Here is a 12,015-nt window from a genome sequence, read left to right as displayed (position 1 = left end):
CATAAACTTTTCTATTTCCAGAGACAAATTTTGACCAATAAATAATGAAAATTTAACAATTTAGCCCGCTCCTTGCTCTATTCCGTCAGTAGACTATATTTTTGATATCAATGGTACGGTGTAGATCCATGAATATTTCATACAAATTAAAAGCTTCATTTGCCGCAGCAATCGCCCTTCCTTTGATCATCATTACGGTGTTGGTGATCAATCAAACGCGCCAACAGGCTGTTGAGAGCTTTTCTCAGCTCAGTGACCGCGAAGCGCTGCAAGTCGATAACGGTATCGTGATGTTTTTTGATGAAATAGCCAAAGACGTTGACTATTTAGCATCACATGGCCGGGTTCAAGCGGCAAAACAAGATGTCAAAACCTATATGTCTGCGGCGTCGGCCACCATGCTTAACTCCATGGCAAACAGTAACACGGAGCGCAAAGCGTTTTCGTTGTTCGAACACTTTGGCGAGACTCATCCTGGCATTGCTTATATTTACATGGGGAATGAGCAAGGTGGTTATATTCAGTGGCCACAGGGGAATGTGAACGCTAACTACGATCCGCGCCAGCGGCCCTGGTATATGACCGGTAAAGAGGCCGGAGGAGACACCGTACGCACCAGCGCCTACTACTGGGCTGCCGATGATATGGTCATTGTTTCTACCGTTAAAGCCATCCAACAAGGTGGCCGCACGGTGGGTGTTACCGGGATGGATGTCTCACTCAAAGGGCTGACCAAGATTATCAGTGATATTGAACTCGGTGAAACCGGCTATCTGATGCTGGTGGAAGACACGGGTAATGTCCTAGTAGACGTAAAGCATGCGGATTACCGTTTTAAACAATTATCTAAGGTCGATAATGGTCGTTATCGCGAGCTGGCACAGAACAGAGAAGGGCTGTTTGAACTGGAAATCGATGACAAAGACTATTATGCCAATATTTATACTTCTCCGGAGCTTGGCTGGAAGTTTATTGGTTTAGTGGAGCAAAGCGAGGTAATGGCACCGGCGAATAATATGACCATTACCATTGTGCTGATCAGTATTGTATTAATTGTGGTGTTTTTACTGTTAGCCAGCTACATTTCGAAGTTGATCTCTGGACCTATTGTCGAGGTGAGTGATGGTCTTACTGAAATTTCTCAAGGGGGCGGCGATCTCACTCAACGCCTGAATATTAAAACCGCAGATGAAACCGGCAAATTAGCCAACAGCTTTAACTTATTCTTAAACCTAATTGCCGAGTTGGTGAAGCAAATCAATGAGTGTGCTCAACAGGTAAGCACCACTGCCACGCTTACGGCAGAGCAGTCAGAGCAATTAAATGGCGCCACGGATCAACAACAGCAAGCCTTGGAAATGGCCGCGACGGCAATTAACCAAATGGCGGCCACGGCAAATGAGGTGGCGGCAAGTTGTGCTAATGCAGCTGAACTGGCAGGGCAAACGCAGCAAGCTTCTGAAATTGGCCAAAGGGTTATTACTCAATCGGTTGATAGCGTGGCGTCTTTGTCTGAAGTAATAAATAAAGCGACCTCAGACATCATGCAGCTCGACTCCGAAAGCGAAAACATCATGTCTATTTTGAGCGTCATTCGCGGTATTGCCGAGCAAACCAACCTACTGGCTTTAAATGCAGCAATCGAAGCGGCGAGAGCCGGTGAGCATGGTCGAGGGTTTGCGGTCGTGGCCGATGAAGTAAGGGCGTTATCACAGCGTACCTCGGAATCCACCGAAGAAATTGCCTCTCAGCTCGATAAGTTACGCAAAATGAGTGAGCAGGTTTCTGGCGAAATGAAGCGGAGTTTGGATGTCACCGAGCAAACGGTGGAGTTAACCAACTCGGCGCAGCAACAGTTTAGCGAGATAACTCAGTCGATAGTGAACATCAGCGACTTAAATACCCAAATCGCCACCGCTGCTGAGCAACAACAGCATGTAGCGGAAGACATAAACCGCAATGTGGTTGAGATCAAAAACGCGGCGGATAACGTCAGCGATATTGCTGCAAACACTAACGACAATGGAGTACAGCTAAAAAGCTTGTCAGATAAGCTCGCGGAGTTGGTAGGTAAGTTTAAGGTATAACACGCTGAGCGGTTAATGCTGATGTGGTTGAAACTATTTCAGTTTCTTTTGATAACAGTTTACTCAACGGCGTTAAGTGGTATGGTAAAGTTATTATCAAATTGACCTAGGAATGACCATGGAACTATCACCTTCTGTAGCCATTGAGCGCACTGAGTCTGGGCTTGAATACCTTGCGGTAAACTCATCACTTTGCCAGGCAAAAATCTTTCTTCAAGGAGCGCAGTTAACTGAATTTATCCCTGCAGGAAAAAACAATTTGATCTGGGTGTCGCAAGCCGAAGACTACATGGAAGGTAAACCTGTGCGCGGCGGCATTCCTATTTGCTGGCCTTGGTTTGGAGTGCATAAAAACAGTGACTGGCCAATTCATGGCGTAGCGCGTAACTTACTATGGCGCGCAGATACCGTAGAAGAAACAGCCACAGAGATTAAGGTTAAATTAACCCTGCCAATGCTGCAGGTCGATGAGCAGTATTGGCCGCATGAATCGACGCTGGCGGTGGAGTTTGTGCTGTCTGAGCAACTCACGGTTAAGTTGACTAACACCAATACGGGCAAGCAAGCGTTTACTCTTACTCAAGCCCTGCATACCTATTTTCCTACCCCAGAAATTAGCAACACCACAGTCGATGGCCTGCAAGGAGCCAGTTACATAGAGTTTGGTGAAGGGCCATTTGCGCAAACCGAGGTGGTGGGATTCGCAAGAGAAACCGACATGGTTTATACCCAAGCAACCGCCACGCAAACGATTAACACACCAGCGGGGATCATAGAGGTCAAGCGTGAAAACTCCCAGTCTTGCGTGCTTTGGAATCCTTGGGTTGAAAAATCAAAGCGCTTAAGCAACTTTAACGACGAAGAGTACCATACCATGTTGTGTTTAGAGGCGGCGAATGTGATGGAAGACGCGGTGCATTTAGAGCCTGGGCAAAGCCACACCTTAAGCACCTCAATTCGTTGGCTATAATTACCTACTTGATAATAATTATCATTAGCATATAATAAAAGAGGTTATACCAATTCGCTTAATTAAGTGGTCTATTTAGTTGTTCTAAATAAGAAATTTTCAACGCAGTTAGCGTCGAATTTGCTCCCTCAAATTGAGTAAGTATTAATGCGGATTGGTATTAGTCTACTTTAGCAAGGAGCTAATAATGACCCTCTTTTTCTATTGCTTCGCCGCTGTCAGCTTCTACATAGCAGCCAAGCTGGCCAAATCTCGACGCAAAAAAATGCAAACCGCTGCGAGCTTGACGGTGTTAAGTAGTGCTGCCTCGCTGGCATTGGCTATGTGGCGCTCCGGCTTAACCACTGAACTGGTGCTCATGGTGTTTATTATTGCCTTTGCGGTATTAAAGCTGGCTATCACCCCAGCAAATATGAATCACTCTTTGTAACGCCGCCAATAAAAACCTAACTAATGCAAACCATCTCTTGCTAAGCTTCAGTGATAAAGCAAGCAAGGTGGAAAGGACATGCGAATAGTACTAACGGTTTTATTATGGCTAAGCTGCTTTCATGCCAAGGCCACTTGGCAAACAATACAAACACAACACTTTAACGTACATTTTCCCGAAGCACTGTCGCAATGGGCCTATTCTGCTGCCACTGAGTTGGAAGTGGTACGCACACAAGTGTTAGCGCAGCAAAACCGAGCATTACCTGGGCGAGCTGATGTCATTATTTATGACCCCAGTAATCTCGCCAATGGTTTTGCTTTGCCCAGCAGTGATAACCCCATGATAGCACTACAAGTCACCCCGCCGCAGGCCGACTCGATGATCGCCAATCACAGCAGCTGGCAACAGCTTCTTATATTACATGAATACATTCATTTGGTGCATATGTCACAGCCTAGCCGCCATGCTTGGCGACAGCGTTGGCGCGATCTTTATGATATTAGCGATTTACTCGATGCGGTGTTACCGCGCTGGGTAAGTGAAGGGTATGCCACCTTGTTAGAATCGCGCTTAACAGGCCGTGGGCGACTATACTATAATTACAGCGAAAGCGTGGTTCGCTATTATGCCCAGCAAGGTGCGCTGCCTAGCTACGCCGAACTCAGTAATGACAACCAAGAATATTTATCGGGCTCCATGGCCTACTTAGTGGGAGTGCGCTTTCTTGCTTGGCTTGAAGATAATTATGGCGAACAGACACTGGATGCGGTCTGGACCCGAGCTCAGGCTGTCAAAGAGCGCAGTTTTGAGCAAGCTTTTCGGGGGGCTTTTGCGGCATCGGCCAAAACACTGTATCGCCGCTTTGTGGCAGAGTATACCTATGCAGCCATGCAACAAGAGCAAGAGGATAGCAGTGAGTTGTGGCAGCAGTTTAGCTTTGCGGCTACCGACATTGCCTTGGCGCCCAGTGCAGACAAGTTTCTAGTTGTAGAGCGCGATAAAAAGGGCTATATGGCGCTCAATGTATACAGTAATGCGGCGGATCCCGAGGCGATTAAGCGCTTTGAAGAAGGTAATCAAGCTTTACTGGCTGCCGACCCAGATGATATTGCTGATGCCGCTCCCAAAGTATTTGCTAAAAAGCGTTTGGCAACATTGGATGCCCGAGATTATGGTGGTATTTATCACCCTCAGTGGTTAGATGAAGATAGCGTTTATTTCGTTGCTAAAACGCCGCAATCAGACCAGGTTTATATCAACGATTTATTTGTCTGGCATATTGAAACGGGGGAGACAAAGCGGCTAACTCAGCACATGGGAGTAAGGCGCTTTGCCATTGTAGATAAAGACACCCTCATTGCTGAGGTGAGTCGCCAAGGCTTATCCCAGCTCGAGCGTATCGACTTAGCGCAGCAAACCAGTAGTCGCATACTGGATTCACAACTAGGAGATGTCTTTGACTTCCCTGTTTTAAGTCAAAGCCAAGCGACATTGGCATTTGCTAAGGTCTCGCCCAATCAGCGCTGGCAGATTTTTTTGTATGATATGGCCAGTCAGCAGTTAGAAAGCATTCAACTCCCCGCTGAGTATCAATATATAGCATCTCTTAATTGGTCTTATGACGGTGACTGGCTTTATTTTATTTCTGGTCGCGATGGCCACTTACACATCTTACGGTATGCTCCTAAGGGGCGAGTTTTGCAGCAGCTGGCACCCAGTAATAAGCCGTTACAACAGGTTTGGGTTAACCCTGACGAGCAACTGTTTGCTCGCTATGCTACCCCCAGCGGAGTTAAAGTCGATAAGCTCGATAATGCGAATTGGACAAACCTTAATGATGTTGTTCATCACCAAGCTGAATTGCAAAAAGCGCCTCACCCCCACCGTTTGCCCGCAGCATCCATAGACCTTTCACCAAAACAGAAGCGGCCCTATTCGGCGCTTCCACAAGCGACTTCTTTGGCCTTAGGAGCTGCATTTAATAGCGCCTCGTTTGCCAGTGTGAGTCTTGCGCTGAAGGGACAGGATGTTTTACAACAGTTGGCTTGGCAAGTGGGCGCGGAGCAAAGCATATCCAATAGCGCCTTGGCGGCGGGGTATGGGCAGGTAAGTTACCGTCAAGGGCAATGGCAAAGCCAACTCAATGTGGCCTATCAAGACTGGCAAGTCGATAAGCAGGCAGGTGCAGATAGTTTTGCCACACATCACCGCTTTAATCGGCAACAAGCCAGCCTTTTGAGTGCCTATCGATTTGGCGATCCTTTGGCTTTTATCACGCCAACTTTAGGGGGTCACCATTTGGTTCGTGACAGCGCCCAGTGGTCGGGGCTCAGTTATGGTTTTGATGGCGGCTGGCTTAGCGACACTAAGCTACACGGTGCGGCGATTAACTGGTCGGCCTCTCAGTGGTTGGGAGAGCTTCAAGGCTACAGCTATCAAGTTAATGCTCGGTTGAAGCTTTGGCAGGTGGCCTTTTATGGTCAGGTGCAACAGCGCTACAGCCGTGATATGCCACTGAGCTTAGGTGGCGGCAGAACCACCAGTAGCGATTTGCCGGCCAGCTTTGATACCGTAAGCGCTCCCGAGTTACCGCACTTTTTTCAGAGCGGTCAGCGCTATTTAGGCTACCAATTTGCGACGTCATGGCGCCAAGGCCAACCTCAGTTATATTACAAACAACACCAGCTTGACGGTACCGTGGTGGCGCAAAGCTACGGTGTCAAATGGTCAATGCGTTTGTCTGAGCGCATATTGGGCAAAGCGGTGCACTTTGCACCGGCAGGCTTAACCGACCTTCGTGTAAGCATGGGGGCGGCACGGGTTGAGGGCAGGGAACTAACAGGAGAAAACCGTGCTTGGTTTAGCCTGTGGTATCAGCTGTAACGGCGAGCGGGATAGAACACCCCGCTCGCTATGGTTTAATTATGGTTGGCAACGAGTTGAACGCCAGAGTATGCATTATAGCCTCTGATCATCACCCAATATCTGCCGCCGCCATCGCTTTGATTACAGCTTTCGTCATTACCCCAGCGATAAGGGCGACAATCCCAGGTGGCGGTAGTTGGTTGCTCGCCTTTTCGCACGTACATGTCGGCATCACCAGAACCGCCAGTCATGGTAAAGGTTACATTGCTCACGCCTTGAGGGGCATCGTAATAATAAACCACCACCACTTACCAGGCGTTTGGCGCACCGGCCTATGAAGTTGCAACGTATATAGAGTCTCCAGAGGGGGTGAGCACAAAAATTGGCGTAGACATCTTGGGCAATGTGAAGTCAATTACTCAAAAGGGCCGCAGTTGGGTTGATAGTGTCGAGGTGATCGCGGTAGAAACACGAAAATATGATGCACATCAGCAATTATGTTTAATTATGCGCCCTGATGTTGGCAATACCGTATTAAAGTATAATGCACTTGGGCAAGTAGTGTGGAAGAAAGAAGGAGTTAGCAACACCCAGTGCACTACGACAAAGCCTGCAGGTGCGACAAGTTATAAGTACGATAACCTAGGTGACATCCATCAGTTTAACCCCCCTTCGGGCACGCCTCCGGTGACTTACACTCGGGATAATAATGGTAACGTGATTTCTTTAGCCGCAGGCAAGGTAACACACACCTATGGATACACCAATCAAGATTTAATCAAGTCAGAAAAACTCACTATTTCGGGCCAATCGCCAATCCGTGTTGCCTATGGCTACAATGGATTGCAGCATAAAACCTACACCCAATATCCTGACCAAAGTAAAGTGTATTACAGCCCTAATGGATATGGTGAGCCCACCAAAGCGGTTGAAATTGATAAAAGTGGTAGTATCGTAAACAAGTTTGCAACAGAGGCTAAGTACTACGCACATGGTATGCTAGAAAGCTTTACCTTTGGTAATAACGCGACGCATTCAATGAGTATTGACCCAATCAGTTTAATGCCAAAGACCATTAAAGATACACTCAATAATAATGATGTGGTCAATTTAACCTATGGCTTTGACAACAATGGCAATGTCACCAAAATCATAGATATGGTGTAACCAGGGTTTAGTCTGACTAGTTTGGTGTATGACGATTTAAACCGTCTGACCAACGTGTATGGTGGTAATTTAATTGGTAAAAGTACCATTACTTATGACGGGCTGGGCAATATTGAGACGTATAAAAGCAAAGACACTGACCTAGCATATAGCTATAACCGAGCTAATAACCGATTAAGCTCTATCACCGGCACTGGCACGAGCGGCAAATATGGCAATATTCAATACGATGTACGCGGTAACATCAAACACAATGGAGCGTTTGGGCTTAGTTATAATGCTGCCAATCAAATGGTATCAGCGAAAGGAAATACCTTTTTATATGATGGGCATAACCGTCGAGTTAAGCAGGTTGAAGCCAAAGGCACGAGTTATAGTTTTTACAGCCAAGACGGTACCTTATTGTATCGTGAAAAAGGCGACACATTAACTGGAGAAGGCATCAATTATATTTACTTAGGGGAAAAGCTTATTGCTAAAACTGGCAATGTTATTCCAATCTCAACGGCAGATAGCCGCCAGCACTATCGTCCGTTTGGTGAAACGTTAGAGGAGGCAAAGGACGATGTAGGCTATACGGGACACAAGTTTGATAAAGAACTTGGTCTAAGTTATATGCAGGCACGATACTATGATCCAGTCATAGGTCGTTTCTACTCTAATGATCCAATTGATGCTTATTCTCATTTAGATACTGAGAATGGTATACATGGCTTTAATCGATACGCTTATGCGAATAACAACCCTTATAAATATACTGATCCAACAGGAATGAGTTCATATGGCGCTCAACGAATGTCAGTGACCATGGCTCCAAATTCAAAAGCAGCGAAAGCGAATCATGCTTCACACACTGCTCCAAGATCAGGTAGCGATACTGTTAAAATAGCCGCAGGAGCTGCTTTAGCTGCTACTGGAAATATTCCTTCAGGTGTTATTTTAATGGGTGAAGGTCTGTCTGGGGAGTCTTTATCTAAAGAAGTAGCATCTGCAATTACGGATGATCCCAAACTTGCTGAAAATCTAGCAACTACCGGAGATTTCCTCACTGGAGTAAAAGGTGTTTCAAACGCCGGGAAAAATATTCTGAAAAATATTGGTTCGGGTACAGGCAGTATGACAAAGGGCGCTATTGCGGCAGGGGGAGAGAGTGCAGTTTTGGCGAATGATATAAATGAAGCTGTTACTAAAAAAAATCAAATTGAAGAGTTAGATAAGTGATAGTTAACTTACTGAAAGATTATTTAAACATAGGTTTTTCATTTGTGCTTATGATTGTTATGGCTTTTTTGATTATAAAAGGTTTTGTCGCTGATCATAAGTATACATCCGGCTATATTGAATATTTTGAGTGTTTTAAAGATGTTAAAACTGAATCAACTTATCAATATAATTTAAAAATGAAAAATGATGATAGGTTCAGGAATAGAATCAAAGTGCCTTGCGAAACAATTCCTGATATCTCAAAAGGAGACTATGTATCAATTGAAAGTATAGGTCACATTTTCACCCAAATAACTATTGAGGACGTTGAACTATTTGATAAAGCCTCATTGGAGAGACGAAGTAGTGGTGTCAATTTTATTTTTATTTTGCTATTTTTATTAGCTATTGGAGACTTGGTATACAGGTTGTATTTTAAAAAGCGCATAAAGAATCAAAGGAATCAGATAAATTGATTCAGATATTTTAAAGGTTAGCTCAAATGCTAACCTTTTTTATGTGTTGATTTTGTTCGGAATGACCTGCCAACTTACTTTGGATCAGCTGCTGGTTTAAGTTGGAATGCCTGCTGAAAGTGATTGGATTTTGCACTATAAAGAACTTGGTCTAAGTTATATGCAGGCACGATACTATGATCCAGTGATTGGACGTTTTTATTCGAATGATCCTGTTGGTTGGACGCCTAAAAATCCAGTAATGTCATTCAACAGATACTTGTATGTAAACAATAATCCATATAAATATACCGATCCAAATGGCGAGTTTTTAAATTTTGCTATCGGAGCTATCGTTGGTGCTGCTGTTGAAATAGGTACGCAAGTTTTGACTGAAGGAAAAGTCAATAACTGGACTAAAGTCGGCGCAATGACAGTAGCAGGAGGCGTTTCTAGTGGCTTGAGTATTGCGACAAAAGGATTAACCGTAGGTCAGAAAGTTCTTACGACTGCTGGCAATCAAACAATCGAAACGAGTTCTGCTGCAACTGCTTCCCTAATCTCTGATGGACTCACAGGAAATCATGCAGGAAGTCTTGAGAGGGCTGGAGATACGGCTTTAGACACAACTGCTGGTGCAGGTAAAATGACTGTTAGAGCTGGTAAGACAAAGCTTGGTGCATTATCTAATGCCGTTGGTTTAAAAGCTCCTTCCCCCAATACGGGTAGTAAAACTTTAGACGCAGCTCTGAATCGAGGAGGCGAGGCTTTACAAAAAGCCGCAGAAGGCACCGCTGCTAGTGTTATCAATACTGAATTAAGAGAAGATAAATAATGGAAATAACAGCCAATAAAGCTTTTTTGAAGGCTTTTCGATACATATTTATTTATGCAATGAGCATTATTGGCGGCGGCATTATAGCTTTAACCTTATTTAGGGGAGGCGGAGAAATTAATCTTCTAAGAATTTTCTATACGTTTCTTATTGCTTTTTCGGCATCCTCTTTAATTGGTTTCTTGATTGCATATTTTGGCGTGAAAGAGGCTATCAAATCAGGTGAAGTCGCCGACCAAAATATGTTTAAAGAAAACGGTAAATTAAGCCTTAATTTTTTTAGAAAACAATCTTAATTTTCTTTGTCTAAATAAGGCTCCGTCCTTGCGGGGCTTTATTATTTTACTCTTAATTCAACTGACTTCAAGAACTAAGCTACACTACTAAAGTATTGAATCAATTATTCTTTATTGACTATTTACTATGAAGCGTAGTGTCGATAAATGTATATGCAGGCACGATACTATGATCCAGTGATTGGACGTTTTTATTCGAATGATCCAGTTGATGTTATGGGTCACATGGCAACTGGAGATTATGTTCACGGCTTAAATAGATATAGGTAAGGCAAGAATAATCCATATAAATACACTGACCCCAGCGGAAAAATCGATATCCCAGTTAACTTTGTAAGCTTTTTTGGAAATAATGAAGGGGTCAATATAGTTGCAAAGAAACAGCAAATTATTTCTGCGGCGGGTGTTTTACCTAAAGCAAGCCCGGAAACACTTAAGATTGCCTCAGATACAGCTACCGCAGCAGCTATATTATCTCCTGTTGGGAGAGGTGCGGCAGGAACTGTAGCTTTGGTAGCAGATGTTGCAGATATAATGACAAATAGTGATGATGTAGCGACTGACGCAACGGCTAAAGTAATGGGTGAAATAGCGGCAAGCTCCGTAAATAAAAAATTAGGACCATTAATTGATGGATTACCTACAAAAGGCATCAAAGAAAATGTTAGCGACTATTTAAAAGAATCTTCAAAAGAACTAATAAAAGATCAAGTTTCTTCTGGAACTGAAGATTTTGTGAAAGAAAGGGATCAGCAATGAATTACCTAAAGATAAATAAGAAATTTCGTTTCTTTTTGGCAGTAATTGGCTTACTAACATTGTCTTATGGAATTTGGGATTTGGCTTCTGAAGAAGCTGGTAGAAAGGGATTGAACTCGACTAAAGAGGAACAGCCTATATCTTATTATCTTACAGTGGGTAAAAAGATCTTAATAGGAAGTGGACTTCTCATAATTGCGCTATCACCTTTATTAGGGACAGAGCAAAGTGTGCGCGAAGAAAAGAAAAAGCCAAGTTAGTATAATTTAAGGGGTGAAGCCTCACAGTTCAAGTGAGGCTGCTTCCAAATAATAAATTTTTTAACCCAGAAGGTCTAACCCAAAATGACAAACCAACAATCTCGATTCTTTTCGAATATGGCTTTGTTGTTAGTTATCGCGTTCACCACAGGGACAAGTGCTAATTCAACACAGTTTGATCTTGATGGGATTTGGAAGTGTGAACAGCATGAATCAACTTCGGTAAGCTTAAAAGGCGAAAATAATTACGCTCTTGAGTTTACACAAAGTTCGAATCTAGTGATTCAGAATGGATTCGTTACAGTAGTGAACGTAGATACACAATTGAAATCAGCTATATCCTATGAACTACAATTTCAATTTGTTAATGAAGAGAATCAATTTAAAAACACCTTAAAGAATATTCAGTATGATATAAACATCGATCAGTTAGGCGTTTTTTCTAACGGAATCTCTGGTTTATTTCCAGCGGTTGGCGAAACCTTAGAGTCGAAACTTAAGATACTTGATGATAATCACATTCAAAACGTTCACGCTAACGGAGAAGTAACCAATTGCAAAAAATCGTAAACATGAATCTTCTTAAATCCATAGCATCGCATTCACTGATCTAAGAAGTGCACTCGCGGGGCTTTGTTTTTTCTGACTGTTGTGGCTTTTAGTTTGTTTTCAATGCAAGCTGAGA

At 43.7% G+C, this 12,015-nt stretch carries 14 protein-coding genes; 13 read left to right on the top strand and 1 reads right to left on the bottom strand.

Going from position 1 to position 12,015, the window contains the following annotated elements:
* Positions 1-128: 128 nt before the first annotated feature.
* The 4 genes from R3P39_RS13185 to R3P39_RS13170 all read left to right on the top strand — a co-directional run bounded on the left by R3P39_RS13185 (position 129) and on the right by R3P39_RS13170 (position 6,373).
* Positions 129-2,087, top strand: a complete 1,959-nt coding sequence (locus tag R3P39_RS13185) for a methyl-accepting chemotaxis protein (RefSeq protein WP_336568009.1) — start codon at positions 129-131, stop codon at positions 2,085-2,087.
* 118 nt (positions 2,088-2,205) lie between these two features.
* Positions 2,206-3,057 (top strand): D-hexose-6-phosphate mutarotase, encoded by an 852-nt coding sequence (locus tag R3P39_RS13180; protein WP_336568008.1) that lies wholly within the window; start codon positions 2,206-2,208, stop codon positions 3,055-3,057.
* A 187-nt stretch (positions 3,058-3,244) separates the two neighbouring features.
* A complete protein-coding gene (locus tag R3P39_RS13175) occupies positions 3,245-3,487 on the top strand; it encodes a hypothetical protein (protein ID WP_336568006.1) in 243 nt (80 codons plus the stop codon).
* A gap of 78 nt (positions 3,488-3,565) precedes the next feature.
* Positions 3,566-6,373, top strand: a complete 2,808-nt coding sequence (locus tag R3P39_RS13170; RefSeq protein WP_336568005.1) for a TolB family protein — start codon at positions 3,566-3,568, stop codon at positions 6,371-6,373.
* Positions 6,374-6,408: 35 nt separating this feature from the next.
* Here the strand turns inward: R3P39_RS13170 and R3P39_RS13165 are convergent, their stop codons facing one another.
* A complete protein-coding gene (locus R3P39_RS13165) occupies positions 6,409-6,657 on the bottom strand; it encodes a PPC domain-containing protein (RefSeq protein WP_442962051.1) in 249 nt (82 codons plus the stop codon).
* A gap of 67 nt (positions 6,658-6,724) precedes the next feature.
* Between R3P39_RS13165 and R3P39_RS13160 the strand changes: the two genes are divergently transcribed.
* The 9 genes from R3P39_RS13160 (at position 6,725) to R3P39_RS13120 (ending at position 11,900) form a co-directional block, all read left to right on the top strand.
* Positions 6,725-7,522 carry a hypothetical protein gene (locus tag R3P39_RS13160; RefSeq protein ID WP_336568004.1) on the top strand — a complete coding sequence of 266 codons (798 nt, stop codon included), beginning with the start codon at positions 6,725-6,727 and terminating at the stop codon, positions 7,520-7,522.
* Positions 7,523-7,546: 24 nt separating this feature from the next.
* Positions 7,547-8,743, top strand: coding sequence for an RHS repeat-associated core domain-containing protein (locus R3P39_RS13155; protein ID WP_336568003.1), 1,197 nt, complete (start codon positions 7,547-7,549; stop codon positions 8,741-8,743).
* Entirely contained in the window at positions 8,740-9,201 is a 462-nt protein-coding gene (locus R3P39_RS13150; protein ID WP_336568002.1) for a hypothetical protein, read from the top strand. The genes R3P39_RS13155 and R3P39_RS13150 overlap by 4 nt, the downstream gene beginning before the upstream one ends.
* A 106-nt stretch (positions 9,202-9,307) precedes the next feature.
* Positions 9,308-10,015: an RHS repeat-associated core domain-containing protein gene (locus R3P39_RS13145; protein WP_336568000.1), complete on the top strand. Its 708-nt coding sequence runs from the start codon at positions 9,308-9,310 to the stop codon at positions 10,013-10,015.
* Positions 10,015-10,311 carry a hypothetical protein gene (locus R3P39_RS13140; RefSeq protein WP_336567999.1) on the top strand — a complete coding sequence of 99 codons (297 nt, stop codon included), beginning with the start codon at positions 10,015-10,017 and terminating at the stop codon, positions 10,309-10,311. Before R3P39_RS13145 ends, R3P39_RS13140 begins: the two co-directional genes overlap by 1 nt.
* Positions 10,312-10,458: 147 nt before the next feature.
* Positions 10,459-10,581, top strand: a complete 123-nt coding sequence (locus tag R3P39_RS13135) for an RHS repeat-associated core domain-containing protein (RefSeq protein WP_336567997.1) — start codon at positions 10,459-10,461, stop codon at positions 10,579-10,581.
* 240 nt (positions 10,582-10,821) lie between these two features.
* On the top strand, positions 10,822-11,070 hold the full coding sequence (locus R3P39_RS13130; protein ID WP_336567996.1) for a hypothetical protein: 249 nt from the start codon (positions 10,822-10,824) through the stop codon (positions 11,068-11,070).
* Positions 11,067-11,330, top strand: a complete 264-nt coding sequence (locus R3P39_RS13125) for a hypothetical protein (RefSeq protein WP_336567995.1) — start codon at positions 11,067-11,069, stop codon at positions 11,328-11,330. Before R3P39_RS13130 ends, R3P39_RS13125 begins: the two co-directional genes overlap by 4 nt.
* An 84-nt stretch (positions 11,331-11,414) precedes the next feature.
* Positions 11,415-11,900 (top strand): hypothetical protein, encoded by a 486-nt coding sequence (locus R3P39_RS13120; RefSeq protein ID WP_336567993.1) that lies wholly within the window; start codon positions 11,415-11,417, stop codon positions 11,898-11,900.
* Positions 11,901-12,015: the final 115 nt, after the last annotated feature.

The sequence above is a fragment of the Pseudoalteromonas sp. UG3-2 genome, assembly GCF_037120705.1.
GTDB lineage: Bacteria > Pseudomonadota > Gammaproteobacteria > Enterobacterales > Alteromonadaceae > Pseudoalteromonas.
Note: the sequence above shows the minus strand (reverse complement) of the source record. Positions and strands in the feature narration are given on the sequence as shown.

Coding starts and splice junctions, on each gene's coding strand:
- R3P39_RS13175 (WP_336568006.1), top strand. CDS start 3,245: ATGACCCTCTTTTTCTATTGCTTCGCCGCTGTCAGCTTCTACATAGCA.
- R3P39_RS13185 (WP_336568009.1), top strand. CDS start 129: ATGAATATTTCATACAAATTAAAAGCTTCATTTGCCGCAGCAATCGCC.
- R3P39_RS13140 (WP_336567999.1), top strand. CDS start 10,015: ATGGAAATAACAGCCAATAAAGCTTTTTTGAAGGCTTTTCGATACATA.
- R3P39_RS13120 (WP_336567993.1), top strand. CDS start 11,415: ATGACAAACCAACAATCTCGATTCTTTTCGAATATGGCTTTGTTGTTA.
- R3P39_RS13125 (WP_336567995.1), top strand. CDS start 11,067: ATGAATTACCTAAAGATAAATAAGAAATTTCGTTTCTTTTTGGCAGTA.
- R3P39_RS13145 (WP_336568000.1), top strand. CDS start 9,308: ATGCCTGCTGAAAGTGATTGGATTTTGCACTATAAAGAACTTGGTCTA.
- R3P39_RS13170 (WP_336568005.1), top strand. CDS start 3,566: ATGCGAATAGTACTAACGGTTTTATTATGGCTAAGCTGCTTTCATGCC.
- R3P39_RS13135 (WP_336567997.1), top strand. CDS start 10,459: ATGTATATGCAGGCACGATACTATGATCCAGTGATTGGACGTTTTTAT.
- R3P39_RS13180 (WP_336568008.1), top strand. CDS start 2,206: ATGGAACTATCACCTTCTGTAGCCATTGAGCGCACTGAGTCTGGGCTT.